Origin of the sequence: Vibrio bathopelagicus, assembly GCF_014879975.1 — a bacterium.
Lineage (GTDB): Bacteria > Pseudomonadota > Gammaproteobacteria > Enterobacterales > Vibrionaceae > Vibrio > Vibrio bathopelagicus.
Window position 1 is genome coordinate 1842074 of record NZ_CP062500.1, and the last position, 18386, is coordinate 1860459.

20 protein-coding genes are annotated in these 18386 nt (G+C 43.2%); 10 read left to right on the top strand and 10 right to left on the bottom strand.

Annotated features, from left to right (window positions below):
• Positions 1-163 precede the first annotated feature (163 nt).
• The 7 genes from IHV80_RS08110 (at position 164) to IHV80_RS08140 (ending at position 10007) form a co-directional block, all read left to right on the top strand.
• Positions 164-1264 carry a glycosyltransferase gene (locus IHV80_RS08110; RefSeq protein ID WP_192888643.1) on the top strand — a complete coding sequence of 367 codons (1101 nt, stop codon included), beginning with the start codon at positions 164-166 and terminating at the stop codon, positions 1262-1264.
• On the top strand, positions 1261-2448 hold the full coding sequence (locus IHV80_RS08115) for a glycosyltransferase family 2 protein (protein WP_192888644.1): 1188 nt from the start codon (positions 1261-1263) through the stop codon (positions 2446-2448). The genes IHV80_RS08110 and IHV80_RS08115 overlap by 4 nt, the downstream gene beginning before the upstream one ends.
• Before the next feature lie 9 nt (positions 2449-2457).
• Positions 2458-3117 (top strand): sugar transferase, encoded by a 660-nt coding sequence (locus IHV80_RS08120; protein ID WP_192888645.1) that lies wholly within the window; start codon positions 2458-2460, stop codon positions 3115-3117.
• A gap of 176 nt (positions 3118-3293) precedes the next feature.
• Positions 3294-4172, top strand: coding sequence for a LysR family transcriptional regulator (locus IHV80_RS08125; RefSeq protein WP_192888646.1), 879 nt, complete (start codon positions 3294-3296; stop codon positions 4170-4172).
• Between the two features lie 99 nt (positions 4173-4271).
• Positions 4272-5399, top strand: a complete 1128-nt coding sequence (locus tag IHV80_RS08130; protein WP_192888647.1) for an efflux RND transporter periplasmic adaptor subunit — start codon at positions 4272-4274, stop codon at positions 5397-5399.
• Between the two features lie 9 nt (positions 5400-5408).
• Positions 5409-8522 carry an efflux RND transporter permease subunit gene (locus IHV80_RS08135; protein WP_192888648.1) on the top strand — a complete coding sequence of 1038 codons (3114 nt, stop codon included), beginning with the start codon at positions 5409-5411 and terminating at the stop codon, positions 8520-8522.
• 12 nt (positions 8523-8534) lie between these two features.
• Complete coding sequence (locus tag IHV80_RS08140) at positions 8535-10007, top strand: efflux transporter outer membrane subunit (RefSeq protein WP_192888649.1); 1473 nt, start codon at positions 8535-8537, stop codon at positions 10005-10007.
• A gap of 206 nt (positions 10008-10213) precedes the next feature.
• Here IHV80_RS08140 and IHV80_RS08145 read toward each other — a convergent pair whose 3' ends face one another.
• A complete protein-coding gene (locus tag IHV80_RS08145) occupies positions 10214-10591 on the bottom strand; it encodes a hypothetical protein (protein ID WP_226088476.1) in 378 nt (125 codons plus the stop codon).
• A gap of 247 nt (positions 10592-10838) precedes the next feature.
• On the opposite strand from IHV80_RS08145, the gene IHV80_RS08150 reads away from it, so the two are divergent.
• Positions 10839-11357, top strand: coding sequence for a hypothetical protein (locus IHV80_RS08150; protein ID WP_369809717.1), 519 nt, complete (start codon positions 10839-10841; stop codon positions 11355-11357).
• A gap of 83 nt (positions 11358-11440) precedes the next feature.
• Here the strand turns inward: IHV80_RS08150 and IHV80_RS08155 are convergent, their stop codons facing one another.
• Positions 11441-11965, bottom strand: coding sequence for an OsmC family protein (locus tag IHV80_RS08155; protein WP_192888652.1), 525 nt, complete (start codon positions 11963-11965; stop codon positions 11441-11443).
• Between the two features lie 532 nt (positions 11966-12497).
• Between IHV80_RS08155 and IHV80_RS08160 the strand changes: the two genes are divergently transcribed.
• Positions 12498-12794, top strand: a complete 297-nt coding sequence (locus IHV80_RS08160) for a hypothetical protein (RefSeq protein ID WP_192888653.1) — start codon at positions 12498-12500, stop codon at positions 12792-12794.
• Between the two features lie 163 nt (positions 12795-12957).
• Here the strand turns inward: IHV80_RS08160 and cyaB are convergent, their stop codons facing one another.
• The 5 genes from cyaB to IHV80_RS08190 all read right to left on the bottom strand — a co-directional run bounded on the left by cyaB (position 12958) and on the right by IHV80_RS08190 (position 16062).
• Positions 12958-13509: a class IV adenylate cyclase gene (cyaB, locus tag IHV80_RS08165; RefSeq protein ID WP_192888654.1), complete on the bottom strand. Its 552-nt coding sequence runs from the start codon at positions 13507-13509 to the stop codon at positions 12958-12960.
• 180 nt (positions 13510-13689) lie between these two features.
• The gene (locus tag IHV80_RS08170) at positions 13690-14157 is read right to left on the bottom strand and encodes a MazG-related protein (RefSeq protein WP_192888655.1); all 468 of its coding nucleotides are present in this window, start codon (positions 14155-14157) and stop codon (positions 13690-13692) included.
• 152 nt (positions 14158-14309) lie between these two features.
• Positions 14310-14867, bottom strand: coding sequence for a nucleotidyltransferase family protein (locus IHV80_RS08180; protein WP_192888656.1), 558 nt, complete (start codon positions 14865-14867; stop codon positions 14310-14312).
• Between the two features lie 112 nt (positions 14868-14979).
• Complete coding sequence (locus IHV80_RS08185; protein WP_192888657.1) at positions 14980-15468, bottom strand: hypothetical protein; 489 nt, start codon at positions 15466-15468, stop codon at positions 14980-14982.
• Positions 15469-15606: 138 nt separating this feature from the next.
• Positions 15607-16062, bottom strand: coding sequence for a hypothetical protein (locus IHV80_RS08190; RefSeq protein ID WP_192888658.1), 456 nt, complete (start codon positions 16060-16062; stop codon positions 15607-15609).
• Between the two features lie 374 nt (positions 16063-16436).
• Here IHV80_RS08190 and IHV80_RS08195 point away from each other — a divergent pair, with 374 nt between their 5' ends.
• Complete coding sequence (locus IHV80_RS08195; RefSeq protein WP_264158434.1) at positions 16437-16655, top strand: leucine-rich repeat domain-containing protein; 219 nt, start codon at positions 16437-16439, stop codon at positions 16653-16655.
• A 127-nt stretch (positions 16656-16782) separates the two neighbouring features.
• Here IHV80_RS08195 and IHV80_RS08200 read toward each other — a convergent pair whose 3' ends face one another.
• From IHV80_RS08200 to IHV80_RS08210, 3 genes are all read right to left on the bottom strand, one after another.
• Positions 16783-17391 (bottom strand): SEC-C metal-binding domain-containing protein, encoded by a 609-nt coding sequence (locus IHV80_RS08200; protein WP_226088477.1) that lies wholly within the window; start codon positions 17389-17391, stop codon positions 16783-16785.
• Between the two features lie 143 nt (positions 17392-17534).
• On the bottom strand, positions 17535-17948 hold the full coding sequence (locus IHV80_RS08205; RefSeq protein ID WP_192888659.1) for a hypothetical protein: 414 nt from the start codon (positions 17946-17948) through the stop codon (positions 17535-17537).
• 139 nt (positions 17949-18087) lie between these two features.
• Positions 18088-18375, bottom strand: a complete 288-nt coding sequence (locus IHV80_RS08210; RefSeq protein WP_192888660.1) for a hypothetical protein — start codon at positions 18373-18375, stop codon at positions 18088-18090.
• Between the last annotated feature and the right edge of the window lie 11 nt (positions 18376-18386).

Below are 18386 nucleotides of genomic sequence, written 5' to 3' on the forward strand. Positions count from 1 at the left end.
ATTTTGAGAATTGCCCTTCAGCAAACGCGAGGAACACATAAGTCTTTGAAAATAATTAGTTAATTAACTGGCACGAGACATGCAAAGATAAAACTAGAACACAAGCAGAACGATACAGAAAGCTAGGTTGCAACATTAGAGCGTTACTGAAGGGAGCTATATTATGGGAAAGCAAATCACAACGAATAGCAAAAAGATAATACATGTTGTTCAGCACCTTGCTCCAGGCGGTTTGGAAACGCTGACGCTGGATCTGCTACGCCTTGCTAAGCCGACTGATCAAGTGTTGATCGTCAGTCTTGAAGGCACTAAAGAAAAATCTATCAAAAACTGGCCGAAGCTTAAGCCTTACCACAACCAAATCGTGTTTTTAGACAAAGAGCCCGGTGTTCAATTCAACATCATCATAAAACTCATCAAAGCTTTTAGAGGAATTCGCCCTGATGTTGTTCACACCCATCACATAGGTCCTCTGCTCTACGCGGGTTACGCGGCTCGTATATCAGGGGTTCCTACTCGAATTCATACCGAGCATGATGCTTGGCACCTTCAAGATGACAAGCGCCGACGCTTACAAGCATTAGCACTTAAAGCCGCTCAGCCGACTTTGGTTGCCGATGCAACCCGTGTTTACAACCAACTCCGTTCAGCTTTCGCATATGAGAACATCATTACCATCAAAAACGGTGTGGACTGCAACAAGTTCAAGCCGATGTCGAAAGTAGACGCACGAACAGCATTAGGCCTACCACAAGACAAGAACATTGTTGGTTGTGCAGGTCGATTGGAGCACGTTAAAGGTCAAGATCAACTGATTCAAGCACTCGCACTACTGCCTAAAAATACCATCGTAGCTTTTGCTGGCGACGGTTCTAAACGCAAACATTTAGAACAACTGGCTAACAACCTCAAACTGAATGATCGCGTCATCTTTCTTGGGTTAGTTGATGACATGACTACTTTTTACGGTGCCCTCGATACTTTCTGCCTACCTTCGCGTCATGAAGGGTTACCGCTTTCAACTCTTGAGGCTCAAGCATGTAACATCCCTACCGTCGCGATGAATGTCGGTGCTGTCGATGAGACCTTATGCCCGGTCAGCGGTAAGCTAGTGAAAAGCGGAAGCATTATAGGGTTAAGCCATGCGTTGTTAGAGAACGAACGCACACGATTTCTTTCTCCTCGTTCTTATATTCTGAAGCACTTTAACATCATCAAAATGGTCGCGTCTTACGATGACATTTCTGAAGGAGTTTACGCATGATTGATTGGGCGCTTGCAGGTCTATGTTTATTTTCAGGAATGCTGATTGTTTACCATCACGCAGCTTATCCAATATTGCTGCGTTGGTATGCGAGACATCATCCAGCTCGTCAAATCGAAGAGAGTCATCGTTGTTACAAGGACGAACAACAAGACTGCACGCTGCCAACTATCTCTGTCCTTGTTCCTGCGTTTAACGAAGAACAATGGATTGCCGATAAGATTCGTAACCTTGCGTCGTTAGATTATCCAAAAAAGAAACTTCGGGTGATTATTGCTTGTGACGGTTGTACTGACAACACGGTCGAAATCGCTCAAATGACCATCCAAGAAGCGATGTGTAGCGATATTCACTTTGAGATACACGACCATGCTAAAAACAGAGGAAAAGTGGCCTTGCTCAATGAAGAAGTGACAAATATTACCACCGATATTACAGCGCTTAGTGACGTGTCTGCGCTGATATCATTAGATGCACTGTTGATTGCTGCAGCTCACTTTGAAAGTGACACGGTTGGTGTGGTGAATGCAACCTACCAGTTATGCCCAACAGGCAACGAGGGTGAAAACACCTATTGGCAATATCAAACGGCAGTTAAAGAATGTGAAGCTTCACTTGGTTCAAGCTTAGGTTCGCACGGTGCTTTTTACCTGTTCAGAACTGCGCTGTTTACACCTCTGCCACTGAACACCATTAACGACGATTTCATTTTACCGATGCAAATTGTTAAACAAGGCTATATCGCAGAATACGAAACACAAATGGTGGCGTTGGAACTTGAAGAGTCAAATCTTAAGACTGACTTTAATAGACGACTAAGAATCTCGGCAGGTAACATGCAGCAAGCCATACGATTATTTGCCCTATTCAGCCCGAAGTTTAGAGGCATCGCGTTTGCGTTTTTCTCAGGTAAAGGACTGAGACTGTTAACCCCATATCTGATGATTGTGTGCTTAGTATGCACAATATTGCTCAACGAATATCTATTGTTTGAAGTACTTCTTTGGGCACAAGTGGTTGTTTATAGCATTGGTGTACTTGGTTGCATCTTACCTAGCAGACTCGCCAACAAACCAGTTTCGCTAATCTCCTATTTAATCGTTGGTCATTATGCCAACTTCATTGGTGGCGTACGTTACCTACTCGGACTTGAAAACTCCCCTTGGACTCGAGCTAATCGTTAAGGACTGACCATGATGAACATTGACCAACTATCAAACCAAAACCTATACCAAAGCAAGATTTCTCGCGCGAAACGAACTTTTGATTTTGTTAGCTCTTTACTCGCGTTAATCATCTTATCTCCGGTATTCCCATTTATCGCACTGGCCATTGCACTGACTTCTCGTGGTCCTATCTTCTATCGCCAACTGCGCGTAGGAAAATCGACACCAGAAAAGATGGAGATTTTTGAAATCATGAAGTTTCGCAGCATGTATCAAGATGCGGAAACTCGCTCCGGTGCGGTTTGGGCAACAGCAAATGACCCAAGAATTACACCGGTTGGTCGCTTTTTGAGAAAGACACGACTTGATGAACTGCCACAGTTGTTCAATGTACTTAAAGGTGAAATGTCGTTGATTGGCCCTCGTCCTGAACGCCCTACTTTTTACAACAAACTAGAAAATGAAATCCCCTATTTTGCAGACCGTACTTATGGCGTAATGCCCGGTATTACAGGGCTTGCACAAGTTAACCAAGGTTATGACACCTGCATTGATGATGTTCGCCGTAAAGTGGGTTTCGACCACAGTTACGCACTGAGTCTATGTTCTGTAAAATCTTGGATTGTTGCTGACCTTAGCATTATCACTAAAACGATTGTGGTGATGGTCGATGGTCGAGGGCGTTAAAAGTAGACTTTGCAGTCAATCGTCAGTTTCCGTTTGCCCTAGTCCCACGCTTTTTGATTCAAGTCCTATTAAAACCAATGAGTCGTCAATTACTCATTGGTTTTTTCGATCTTAGATACCATTTGATATACGATACCGAACAAATATTCCAACCCTGTATTCGAAGCGCCTTTCCTATGAAAATCGAAGATCTTAAGCTATTCACCACCGTTGTTGAACTTGGAAGCTTTACAGCCGCAGCCAACGCACTGGACGTTCCTCGAGCGAACGTGAGTAGACGCATTAATGATCTAGAGAAAGCACTCAATATGCAGCTTTTCTTTCGTACCACACGCAGTTTGTCGGTGACTAAGTCCGGTGAACTCTATTACAACGAACTGTTGAAAGCCTTGAGCGCGCTTGAAAAGGCCAATCATATGGCGTCTAACTTGTTGGAAGTACCACATGGTCGCGTAAAGATCGGTCTACTTCCTGAGACCGGTGATATTGTTCAAGCCACCCTATTTAGATTTCAAGATCTCTACCCAGAGATTGAACTTGATATACGCAGTATCAGTAACGGTTTTATCGACATGTACCGTCAGGGGTTAGACCTTGCGATGCATGGAGGTCGATTAAGTGATTCAAATGTCGTGGCTCGTAAGGTCATGGATTTACAGCGTATTTTTGTAGCTAGCCCAGAATACATAGCTAAGTCAGGTAAACCCGCAACGCTTGAAGAACTGTCTAGATTTCCGTTTGTCTGTTTCCGCTGGCCAAGTGGCGATGTCGATAAAGAGTGGGAAATATCTAACCAAATCATTAAGGTAGAACCGTCTATCGTTAGTGACAGTATTGGTTTTGTGAAAGGTGCATCTACCCGTCATCGAGGTATCGCCTTGTTGCCTCAATTGATGGTGAGACAAGAGCTAAAAGAAGGCTCGCTGATCAACCTGTTCCCTGATCACACCATGCAACAAGAAGAAGCTTGGTTGCTGTATCCACAGCGCAAAGCATTGAGTCATGCCAGTCAATTATTGATTGATTTCTTATTACAAGAATTACCAAAACTCTAATTATTGTCACGAATAGTGTGACAGTGTTATACCGTCAGCACTGATTATCTCTTAGCATCAACTCGATAGAATTACTCCATCAATATTTAGGAGCAATTCATGATATCCATCTATCGCTATTCCCTACTCGCTGCCACTCTTTTGCCTCTTATCGGTTGCAATCAGTCTGTCGTCACTGAGCCATCTGTTTCTTCAGAGCCGTCTACTGCTTCTATCAAAGTAACGGAAGCGCGTCCGATTCAAGTCATTCAACTTGAATCGAAATCTCAACAAGCCAGCAAGAGCTTTACAGGTAAGCTTCAATCAGTTGAAACGGCAGGTGTGGCGTTTCGCGTTCCCGGTACCATTCAAGAGTTGTTAGTAAAAACCGGCGATAGCGTAAAAAAAGGCCAAGCGATTGCTCAACTAGACCCGCACGATTACCAAGTTGCGTTAGAAGAATTGCAAGCTCGTGCCTTAGAAGCAAAATCAGCTCACAAACTAGCAAAATCGGAATTGGCTCGAGTAAAACAAGCGATTGCTGACGATGCAATTGCCAACGTCAATCTAGACCGAGCCATCAGTGGTTACGAGCGAAGTGAAGCTGCAGTTAAAGTGGTTGAGCAAAACATTCGTCGTGCCAAAGACTCAGTTCGTTACACTCGCCTACTTGCTCCGTTTGATGGCGTGGTTGCCTCTTCTAACTTCGACCAATACGAACAAGTGCTTCCGGGCGTCTCGGTTTTCACCATCCACAAGCCAGAACAGCTTGAAGTGATTATTGATGTGCCTGAAAACTTGATTCATCAATTTGAAGCTGAGCAACAAGCAAGCATCAGTTGGTACCACGCAAAAACGTCTATTACTGGTCATGCAGCTGAGATCTCGACACTCCCTCACCCAATCAAACAAACTTATTCGGTGACTTATCGTTTGGATGACTTTGTAAATAGCAACACGGACAGATTGTTGCCAGGTAAAGCCGTCACCCTCACTACTCAACTAGGCGAAAGCAGTGATAATTTCTGCCTACCTTACTCTTCTATCGTAAACCAATCGGGCGGCGAACAGGTGTTCACGATTAAGGACTCGCAAGCAACATCCGTTTCTGTACATGTTGCCTCACTCGGTGAAAACACCGCATGTGTCGAATCAGAACTCAACGTTGGTGATTATGTGGTTGTGAACGGCGCGCAGTATGTTCAAGAAGGCCAGCATTTCTCTTCAATCCAAGTTAAAGATCTGTAGGTAAACATCATGAACTTAGCTGACTTCGCCATAAAGCAACGAACCTTCGTCCTGTTCTTCACCGTGTTGAGTGTAATTGCCGGACTCTACTCTTACTTCGACCTCGGTAAACTTGAAGACCCAAGTTTCACGATTAAAACTGCCGTCGTGGTAACACTCTACCCTGGCGCATCAGCCGAAGAGGTGGAACAACAAGTCACGGACACAGTTGAAACCAAGCTTCAAGAAATGGCTAACCTAAACCGACTGCGCTCTCTTTCTCGTCCAGGTATGTCGATGGTGTTTGTCGACTTAAAAGAATCGCTGAACTCAAAAGAATTACCACAAGAGTGGGACTTACTGCGTCGTAAAGTATCAGACATGAAAATGCTGTTACCAAGCACGGCACAAATCAGCATCGTGCAAGACGAGTTTTCTGAAGTGTACGGGATGCTTTTCTCTGTGTACGGCGAAGACGCTTCCCCATCAGAACTTCGTAGCTACGCAGAAGAGTTACAACGTCGCATTAAAACCGTAGACGGCATTAAAAAAGTGGAGTTGCACGGTGTTCAGCCTCGCGTGGTTCATATCGATATTCCAGACGAGCGTTTGGCGCAATACGGTTTATCGATGGTTCAAGTTTGGAGCCAATTGAACACACAGAACACCACGTTTGATGCTGGTAAATTCTCTGCAGGTAGCGAGCGTATTCGTGTTCAGCAATCTAGCCAATTCACTTCGCTCGCTGATATCAAAAACCTGATGATCAAAGGTGGCGTGAGCAAGTTAGGTACTGGCTTGCTGCGACTTGGCGATATTGCCGATGTCACTATGGGTTATCAAGAACCGATGATGACAGAAAACCGTTACAACGGTGTGCCAGCAGTGACACTCGCAATGAGCCCTGTTTCTGGTGTGAACGTGGTATCTCTGGGTGACGACATCAACCGAATCGTTAACGAGTTCCAAGCGTCACTGCCACTGGGAGTTGAAGTCGCAACCGTTGCTAACCAACCAGAAGAAGTTCAAAAGTCGATAGATAACTTTGTGACTAACTTGGTTGAGAGTGTGGCAATTGTCTTTGTCGTGCTTGCAGTGTTTATGGGGCTTAAGAGTGCAACCATCGTTGGTAGCAGCCTGATCCTGACCATCTTGTTGACCCTGATCTACATGAACTTAGCATCGATTGACCTGCATCGAGTTTCTCTGGGTACATTTATCTTAGCGCTCGGTATGTTGGTAGATAACGCAATTGTGATTACCGACATGATGATCGCGAAGATCAACAAAGGCATCGACCGCACGGTAGCGGCCATTGATTCTGTCAAAGAGACAGTGACGCCACTGTTTGGTGCGACCGTTATCGCCATTATGGGTGCGAGTCCAGTTATCTTCTCGCAGACAGACGCCGCTGAATTTGCGAGTTCGGTATTCTTAATCATTGCTTCTTCGCTGTTGTTGTCTTGGTTCGTCGCAATGACGTTCACCGCATTGATGTGCTGGATGTTCATCAAACCAACCAAACAGAAAACAGACACCAAAGTGAGCTTGTACTGCAAGAGCGTTAACTGGACAGTCGATAACCCTATGAAAGCGTTGAGTGGCTTGATTCCACTGATCTTAGTGACGGCTTTTGCTATCCCAAGTATTGCGGTTAACTTCATTCCACAAGCAGACAGACCGATCTTGTTCCTCGATTATTGGCTACCGAATGGCGCTAAGATTGAACAAACGTCGGAAGACATGAAACGCATCGAGGCATGGTTACTTGAACAGCCAGAAGTGGAAAGTATCTCTACTTACGTTGGTGCTGGTGCGCCCCGCTTCTCTGTAACGATTGAGCCAGAACCGTTCGACCCAGCTTACGGCCAGATCCTCATCAACGCGACTGACTTCCCGTCATTGAGCCCCTTAATTGCTCGTGGTGACAAATGGTTAACTCAAGAATTTCCAAACGCAGATCCGCGATTTAGAAGCTTGAAGCTGGCAACCTCAGACAAGTTCAGCGTAGAAGCGCGTTTCTCTGGGCCAGATGTAGACGTTTTACATGGATTATCGAACCAAGCGAAAGCCATTTTCCAAGCACATCCAGATACCAAGTACGTGCGTGATGACTGGCGTCAAAAGAGCAAAGTGTTAGAGCCGATCATCAATCAAGACAAGATTCGCCTTGCAGGTATTAACCGTGCTGACATCGCCTTTGCGATGAAGCGTGCGTCTGAAGGCATGCCTTTGGGTCGTATGAATCTAAACGATGAACTGGTCACCATTCAATTACGTGGTACTGAAAACTCGATCGAATCACTAGAAACATTACCCGTACGCTCGTTGCTTGGCTTACATAGCGTGCCACTGGGTCAAGTTGTCGATGGATTTGAACTGACCAGCGAGGAGGCCATGATTTGGCGTCGTGACCGCGTGAAAACCATCACAGCGCAAGCCGATGTTGGTCGTTACACCACGCCAGCTGCGGTAAGAAACTCAGTGATTGATGATATTGAAGCTATCGTACTTCCACCGGGTTACAGCCTTGAATGGGGTGGCGAATACTACGACGAACACAAAGCCGTCAGTGATATTCTCAAGCAACTGCCAAAAGCGATCTTGTTAATGGTCATCATCTTGGTCGCGATGTTTAACGGTTTCAAACAACCCGTCATCATCTTCACTACCCTGCCGTTGGCAGCAACAGGTGCCACATTCAGCTTGTTGTTATTGGATAAACCTTTCGGCTTTATGGCGTTGATTGGTGCAGTAACTCTAACGGGCATGATCATCAAAAACGGTATTGTCTTGATGGACCAAATAGAACTTGAACGCAAGGATGGCCGCTCATTGTCGGAGGCGATCAAAGAAGCCACGGTAAACCGTACTATGGCGATCTCTATGGGAGCACTAACCACCGCACTCGGCATGATCCCACTACTTACGGATCTCCTGTTCGACCAAATGGCCGCAACCATTATCGGTGGTTTGGCTGCTGCAACCGTGCTGTCTCTGTTCGTTATGCCTGCGTTGTACAAATTGTTCTATCGTGCGGAAGAGACTACAAGCATATCTGACGCGATTAAAGACGCCGTTGTCGTACTTGATGCAGCGCCGAGTGGTACTGCACATAATCAACAATCTAACATCACTCAATAAGGAGCAATAAACATGTATCTATTACCTAGATTTAAAGTGGCTCCTATTGCCCTAGCCTTGTTACTGACCGGTTGTGCGGTCGGCCCTGACTACGAAGAGCCGCAAACCACCATGGCAGAAACCTTCTTGTACAGCCAAGATGATGAGAACCAACAGGAGACAAACCAACAGCACAATCATTGGTGGACTCAGTTCAATGACCCAACGCTTAACCAGTTAGTCGCAGACGTTCAAAGCCAAAACATCTCACTCAAATTGGCTGCCGAACGAATCAACATGGCCAACTCGTACAAGAGTGTCGTTGAATCTTTCAAAGTTCCGACAGTGAATGTGGGCGGTGGTTACTACAACTATCAATTGAGTGAGAACGACTCCCTACTCGGCCCTGTATTCGGCGCATCTGATGCCGTTCAATCGGCAACTGGCATGTCATTACTTGATGCACAACACGATGGCGGTTTCTTAGGCGCGAGTATCGCATGGGAAATGGACTTGTTTGGACGTATCGACAGACAATCTAATGCGGCAACGATTCGAGTAGAACAAGCCGAGATATTCAAATCAGGTATGAATACACTGATCACCGCAGACGTGATTCACAATTACCTGCAATATCGAGGCGCTCAAGAACGCAAAGCGATTGCGATAGGTAACATTGAAGACCAACAACGCACACTTGAACTGGTGACCAAAGTGGTTCGCAGTGGTTATGGCTCTGAGTTAGACCTTGCACAAGCCAAAGCAATGCTTGCAGCCACAGAGTCGATTGTTCCGCAGCTAGAAATAGCCGAACAAGTTCACAAGCAGCGTATGGCTGTGTTGTTGGGTGAGTCACTAGCCAACATCAACCAACGTCTAGCGAGCGAATTTACTTTGCCACGAATGAATGATGTTATCCCAACAGGATTGCCTTCTGACTTGTTGGAACAACGCCCAGACATCCGTATCGCAGAACGCGAAATGGCTGCGATTAATGAAGAGCTTGGCGCAAGCATTGCCAATCGTTATCCAAAGTTCTTCCTAACGGGCACACCAGGCGTTACGGCTGGAAGCTTTGATGACCTTTTCAGCAGCGACTCATTTGGTTGGGCAGCGTCTGCGGGTATCAGTTGGAATGTATTTGATGGTGGAAGAGGTGAAGCCATGGTCGAGATGAACGAAGCAAGGTTTCGCTCGGCAGCACTCAACTACCAACATTCGGTAGACAGCGCATTCGCAGAAGTAGATTCAAGCTTGTTTGCTTATGGTCGTAGCCAAGAAAACCAAAAACGGATTGATGAAGCAACAGACGCGGTCGATAACGCAGTGAGCAAAGCCAAATCGTTGTATAAAGCTGGTTTAGTGGATTACTTGTCGGTGCTCGATGCACAAAGACAACAAAAGATGATGCAAGACCGCCAAGTAGCCGCCAAACTACAAACCGCCAACACTACTATCGCTGTTTATAAAGCCTTAGGGGGAGATTGGAAAGTAAAACAGGAATAAGATGCAGTGCCAGAAACGGGGAAACTTGCTTCCATCAACTGATACAAACACGCTCTAATGTACTAGCAACCGGCTAATACAAATCACTTAGCAAAATACCGCCGATATCCACGGAGGTATTTTGCTATATTCGTCCATATTGAATGTTGGCAAACATCCGTGACCATCTGCTTATTAGAAACCTTTTGTTAGATAGAGAGTTATCGCTATAGATCTTGCTCTATCACTTCCAACATAAACTTGTTTGGGTGTGGCCAAACCTCATATTCAGCTTTATCAAATTCTAAGAATTCAATGAGGTCTCGACCTTCCAATACAAACGCAACAGTCACACCCGGTGCCGGGCTTGTCGGCTCCAAAATAACATTCCTACCCTGAATTGCGTCTTTCAAACTCTCTACAACATAACCAATATGTGGCTGCGTCTTTATCACTTCAGGTAATGAGCTGTCTTCATCAAAGTTCATCCACTCCATTGCGTAAGGTGTTTCAAAATACCCAGTAGCATGCATCTTCAATGCGGCATCATGAGTATCCTCCGGAAGGCAACTACTTGTTGGGATTCCGACATGGTGAAACGTCATTTTTTGGTGTCTTTTACTTGCTTTCATCTTTTGCCAATTGTATCGATAAAGAGGTCAGAGGTTCCTCACAATTGATAAGAGATACAAGTAATTGAACCTCAATTAGACTCAATAATACGTAAACCACGATTTGGGTATGGTTATGTGCTCAGGGGGCTTGTTACGTAATTAAACTATACTTGATGAGATGTTTTTAACATTTGCTCATAACTAGAGGATCATTTCTATGAAACTGAACACTCGCCTTATGACAGTATTTGCAATCACTATCACTTATAGTTTTAGCGGATATACTGCCGAAAAGTCGCAATCTCTATTAGAAGATGCGCTTAGTGCCGCGCCTCCTACATTGCGTGACACTGTTACTGTTTTAGACTGGGATCAAAATGTCCTGCAAGAAGGAACGAGTAACTACACATGCTTTCCAACCCCACCCCAACTCACGGGAAAAGCACCTATGTGTATGGATGGCCCATGGATGGATTGGGCGAAAGCCTGGATGAACAAAGAACCATTCCAAGCGAAAGCCATCGGGATATCTTACATGCTCGCTGGTGATGAGGGGGCTAGTAATATAGACCCGTACGCTGAGGGGCCAACCGATGATAATGACTGGGTCGTAGAAGGCCCACATCTAATGATCATTACCCCTGATGTTACACTATTGGATTCATTGCCTACGGATCCAAGCCTTGGAGGCCCATATGTTATGTGGAAAGGGACTCCATACGTACACATCATGATACCCGTAGGAGCCAGAAAATAGTCCGTTGTAAGGCATCGTGCAGTGGTGCCTTATTACATCTCACAGTGCTTATCGTGCTTCTTTATTCACAAAACTCTCCGGCTTTAGAGAATAAATGTTGTTTTAACGGGAGGGGGCGACTTGAGTGTTTGCTGAACAACGCAACATGCTTTCGCTGCAGTTTGGAGGCGTTCTAACTGTTTTGAATCCGTCCCTTCTTTTACCTTCATTTTCACTTCACAGGTCATATTTTGAAAGCCTACCGGGACTAGCCTATCCATCATCAGGGCCCCTCGAACATCTGCAGTAGCTGTCACGTTGACCTCTAATTCTACCAGTTCAATACCCATCAAGTTGGCAACCATACGAATAGAGGAATCTTGGCAAGCTGCTAATGCAGCACATAGTATATCTCCGGGCGTAGGAGCGTCATGCTTACCTCCAACTGCAGCATGAACACCTACGGGCACCGAAACACCGCAGCCGTCCATAGGTTCAACGATTGAATGATAAGGTTCAGAGGCATTTCCGCCTGAAGTTTTAGCGTGGTCCGTAACCATAGCCAAGCTTGGTTTTTCGACATAGCTTTCTTTAAGAGGTTTTTGCGCTTCAAATACAATTGACTTCATAATGAGATCCTCTGTGATCAGTTAAAGTGGCTAACGCACAGTTAAGCAATATAACAACGCAAATCTGAACCTAAACCAATCACCACAGAACTATTTAGCTACAAATGTCATGAGTTGACTGTCAACTTGAATTGTTTGCTATACATTACCGCAATCGACTTGGATGAAATAACATCCACCCTTCAGGGTAAAGCTTAGACAAAACCTGCAATAACAACCAAACCATTTACTTTAATCTTCGCGCAATAACCAGATACTCAATTATCCTAAGCTCGTCGCTGCTTCATATTCATGTTAGCTAAGTTAGCTTCGACCATTCCTATTGAACACCACGTGCTGGAAGTTACTCTCGAACAGCGCTCCCACTTACCTAACCCATAACGCTATAAACATTAAAGTTGGTTCGAACTAAAAATACCAAACATAGGAATCGGTTCTGGACGCTTTGTCATACGGTTACTTGAACCTAATCAACAAATTAATTTTCGGGTCGACATATTATGGATATTCATAACAATGAGGGAGATTGGTAATGGCAGAAGCACTTGTACACATACTGCTAATTGGGGGTAGCCAATTAGCTTATCGAGTTGGTCACTTACTGATTATTATTTTTACTTTAGGTAAGATTTCTATAGAGCCCTTGCCAAAAAACTACTCAGCCCACTTCGTACAAGCAGTCGATGGCAACAAAATAGTCCGTGTCGACAATTATTCAGATTACGTCATATCACATGAGAAAGCTGTTATTGCGGGCTACGTCGTAATATTGTCTGGGCTCGGCGCCATTTTGTTCGTTTTTCGAGATTACTTTATAGCCTCAATTTAGCCTCATCACGCAACACCTCGTTAAGTAAGCAACGCCACCAACCAACTTAAACCATTGTGAAGTAAGAACTGAAGCTGATTCACATTAAAAATGCCAAGTATTAGGAATCACTCTGAAGTGCTTTGTATGAATAGCAAGAGCTCCAATTGGGCAAAGTGAGCCTCTATATGCCTTGTTCCACGAACATTTGTTTATACGATTTCGTTTGCAACGCTGTTTCTGTTAAGCCAAATTTGTTCGCTAACGCTTCCAGCTCAACTTTGTAGACCGATAGCATAGACTCATCATCTGTCATTATTGCAAATTCAGCAAAATCACCAATACCCATCAAGGAATCAACCGTGATATGAAAATCGCCAACAAAGTAGATACTCCGAGTTTTCTCCGCTTTGAGTACCACTTCAAAACCCATAGTTTTCAACATACTACGCGCTTTTGAAGCATCTGTAATATTTGTCGCTTCACATCGGTCTGACTCGGGGCCCTTTACTATCCACAACTTAATACCCGATGGCTCCATCGTTCGAATGCAAACGCTTTTATTCTCAGCATGTAAGCCTTTATCCGAAGAATCGAAATACCAGTCAGATTCAATATTATCTTCGAGCATAACCTCGTGAGGCATTAGCCTTAAGAGTTCGAGGAAGACCGGTTTCGAATCAATACGATACTTAAGCTCGACTTCGTATTTGCCTTGGAAATGATTGTTATTCATAAGCTACTTCAACGTAAAAGTAGGATTCTAGCATAGACGAAAGAGGTAAAATTTGAATGGCCGCATAACGTCAAGCTAAGTGGCTAACAAACTACCGCCCTACTCAATTGACTGACTTAAACGCGTAATTAAATGCCACGCGTTGGCTGTCGGCTTATACAGTTTGTTATGGCGCTGAACTCACGTTAGTTCTTGTATGTCAATTAGATCGACTTCCCTACCTAATATTCGCTTGTACTCGACTAAGTGTTGAACTGGGATTACTGATAATTCGATGCCCTGATACTCTTTTTCAACTGACGCTGAAAAATCGATTTCAAGCTGATACCAAGAACCGTCTAAAGCCGATTGTATCCTCGTATTTTGAGATAAACCGATTTCAATTTTTTGATTTTGGTAAATCAACTGGAAATACTCGAGATCCCATCCGTATTCAGTGTAACGATTTAACGGTTTAGATATAAATTGAGATACGTGAGCCAATACCTTGTTTGCATCAGAGTTATGGATATAAAGATCGATGTCTGCAATTTCACGACTGCCACCATGAATAGTTGCAGCGAGTCCACCGACAATTTGGTACTTAATGCTTTCTGCATCCAAGAGTCTTTTCAGCCACTTCAAGGCTACTTTCACTTTCCCACTCATCTAGTTCCCTTAGTTGAATTTCCTTGCGCCATAACACCCAATGAAGGAGTGAGGCACGCAATGCAAACGCTACCACATACCACCTTAATCAAAAAAGCCGACGCATAGTAAAAATGCCACGCGTGCCGAATAACTCTAAAATTGTTAGTAGGTCAACTCCAAGGGAGCACCTGTATTTTCTGCCACCTAGCCTTATAGCCATCGGTCATTTTGTTGTAGTTAGCTTCTGTCATTGCCTTTTTGTTAGGTTTGATCAACATATTAAATGCATCATCTAACCCATAGGGGGCAAACAATTGAATGTTTCCTAAGCTATCTAGAGTGAACCCAATAGCAAAGGCAGAAAGCCAAGACTCAATACCTTGTTCAACTCGCTCATACGCTTGAATGGAACAACCGAACTTCTTAGCATAGCGCTCATGTATGGTTGCTTGGTTTTTTACATCCACACCTACGAAATGAGTTAACCGTGAACTAATACGATCTTTGAACTCATCTTCAGTGGCATGATTAGAGCTGTCAAAATAAACAACATCGAAGTCTTTAACTTGAGCAAGAAACGATTTACTTTCGATGCTATTCCAGATGATTTGAGTAATCGCACCGCCTGCGATATAGAAGTTTGGCAACCCTACGTCTCGACATACTTTAGCGGTTTCGATTAACTCAGGAACTTGCTGAATTAGATGCTTGAGTTTTTGTTTATTCATCTTAGCCTACTGATGCTGCGTTAAGCTGTGAGAAACGAGCCCTGCACACCGCCCTTAAAATGAAACGAAACGCATAGTAAACCACGCGTTGCGAATCACTCTTAAACAGTTGTTATGTGCACACACTTGGCTCTTTCAACAGTTTATCAATTAAGCTATCTATTTTGTCACAATTCAAATTTGGTAAGTGATTACTACAATGATTTCGAATTAAAGGTAATAAGTATTCATCCACTTTATTAGGTGATGTTCTATTAAGCTCTTTATGTGCGAGAAGCGATGTCGTAAACACTTCTTCTAAAGTCTCTAATGACTGCTTCGAAATATCGCTAGCGAACATTGCGTTTAGAATTAGAGCATGAATTACCTGCTTTTTATCTTCACCTTTCAGTTCACACAACGTGTGATTTATAGATGCACTTGAGACTTTAATAAGAGTCTCAGCGGCATCCGTATTGTGATATCTAAATAACTCATATTCATCCTTTAAGCGTTTGTTATGCTTTTCGTCCAAATCATATAGAGTGATGGAAGCTAGATAATACATCCCACCAACACCGATAAAGAAACTAATTAGAGCTACTGAAATGTACCTAACCATATTGCACCCCCTGTGCACATAACTCCGCATTAAGTGGTGAGCAATGCAGACAACCAAACTTAAAGCATTGTGCCGTAAGCACAGAAGTTGAAGCAAACCAAAAATGCCGAGCGTTGACGGTCACTATTAAACGCCTTGTTATACCCGTGCATGAGCTGACAAAGTTGTTTTCCAAATGCACTCGCGATTTTCATTTATGGCTAACAGCCTATCTTCAACATGCTCTCTTGACCACACTGCTGCACATTCTAAATCTAAGCATTCTGTTTTTGTTGCTGGAATTTCTACACCACCAGAGTAAATGGAAAACTTCTTACTGATAGCATCAAACTTATAAAACTTATGTTCTTGTCCCATGAGTGGATGGTTTTCAATTTTGCTAACTTTAGTCCAACCCGTCTTCCCCAAAGCGCTCTTCATTACCCAAAGGGAAAACGTCGAACTATAAAATAACACATCAAAATCGCTTTGTGGTTCATCGAAAACATTCTCAGAAAACGCAACCAAAGGCTCTTCTAAAACCAACCCATAGCCATACTTTCCATTTATTAACTCAATCTGAACTACTTTACCCAATTCGTAATTCTTAGCCATATTTGATATTTCCTTGATAAGGTATAACGCCGCCTTAAGTAGTGAGCAACGCTTTCACTTAACCTAAACCATTGTGCCGTAAACACTAAATTCAAAGCAAACCGAAAATGCCGAGCGTTGCGAATCTGCTTAAATTTATTGTTAGTTGTATACTTCCCTAGTAGCATAATGACTTCAATAAGATTATTAACGGATTTAACAATGACCACCCATACCTAGAAGCAAATGACGTTAAGTTTGACAAGGAAACTGGTACGCTCCTTTCTTACGAGGCTGATTATAGGGATATAGAAATACCTTCCCACTTTGACAACGTTGAAGTTCGTATCATTGGGCGAAATGCATTTTGCCATAATTGGATAACAAATATAATTCTGCCAAACACATTGCAGCGATTAGAGTATGGGGCGTTAAGTATGAATTTTATAACTCATATCGTTGTTCCTGAATCTGTTGAATTTATCGGTGAATACGCTCTTTACATGGAAGATGCTGAGATAAAAGTCGACATACTAAATAAAAATGCCGATGTTGATTATTGTGCAATTCATTCACCGGAGTATCTAGACGAATTAGAAGAAGACGAATTCTGATGTACAACTAACGCCGCGTTAAGTAGTGAGCAACGCTAACCACTGAACCCAAACCATTGCACCATAATCACTAAAACTCAATTGGACTGAAAATGCCGAGCGTTGGGAATCTGTCTGAAACGCTTTGTTATATTAATTGACCGCAACAGTTTTTGTACTTTTCATTCGAGCCACAAACACACTGAGAGTTTCTGGTTGGCTTGTTAGACTCAAAACTTTTTAATTGTTTATTTTCATTCTCTAGACGATCAATATGCTGCTGCATCAACATTTGTTGGACAGAGTTATTAATTAAGCTCTCTACTTCTTTTTCTGACATACCGTCGTCTGACATCATTAAAGGTGTTACATAAGCTAAAACTGAGATAATTAATGCCAAAAATGCGTAAAGCTCAGATCTGCTTTTGGGAAGAAACTGACTTACAGAAGAAAGCTCAGGGACCTCTTCGTCAATTTTAGTTTTAATTTCTTCTCGCGATAACTCCTGGCTTTTGGCTTCATCGAGAACCTGAGCATATCTTTTTAACTGTTCAATAGTTCTAATTGGAGCGTTCAGAATTTCAATTGCGCTTCCGATGACGTTAAATACTCCGTCAGGAATACTTCCCATACCACCGCAATTGGGACAAGGACCTGAACGATTACCAGCCATAGTCATATGAAGACAATTCTCAACAAAAATACCTGATGAAAATGGTGTACCGCAATCATCACAAAATGCCGGAATCATTGGCATGCTAACACTCCTAAAAATTAATATAACGCCCGCTTAACTTGCTGCCAACTGCACCAAACCCAAACAGACCACCTTAATCATAAAAGCCAAACCGAAGTAAAAATGCCATAGGTTGGCAGTCAAGTTGAAGCAATTGTTATGCATCAGCGACGGTACCAGCATTTTTCTGGCTTTTGCCCCAACTGCCAATCAACATAGTCTTTTGGTGGTCGGTCAATGTCTATGACATGTTCGGCACCAAAAGGAATTTCCACTCCAAAGCCTAAATAAACATCAACCTCCTTGGGATCAATACAAGATGGTTGAAAGTCTAAGATACCTATAAACTTGTCCATCACTATTTCTGAAACGATGACATAGCCTCGTTCAGATTCAATATGGACATTACCATTTTCATCTTCAAACTCGATTTCTAAGATTACTTTCGCTGCATCACCAACTTGGAGGGCTTTTCGGTTTTCTAGTGATGGAATCCAAAATGTTTTAGGATTGTCACTATGACAAATCTCGCCGTTTCTTAACTGCCAATAGTCTTCAGTAAAATTAGCTAGTTGCATGATTATCCTTTTGATGCATAACGCCGCGTTAAGTAGTGAGCAACGCTAAACCACCTAACCTAAACCTTTATACCATAAACACTTAACCCAACTTAGAATGCAAAACACCAAGCGTTGGGAATCTGCCTTAAACGCTTTGTTATGTGATATTTTGCTTACCTGATAGTTTTCTATACCGCCACTCTCCTAGAAACCAAGAGATAACATTAAACGGAATACCAATTGCTAATAACAACATCACCGTCGTAGGCAACTCAGTGAGAAACTCTACCCATCGGTTTTGGTTAGTAAAAAGAGCAAAACCAGCAAGTTTTCCGAGAAAGAGCCCCCCGCTAATGATTAAAGTTTGAGTGATTATGTAGTAAGCAGCACCTTTTTGTCGTTTATTTGCCCAGTTTTTAAACCATTTATTTTGAGATTCTGTCATCTTGTTCCTTT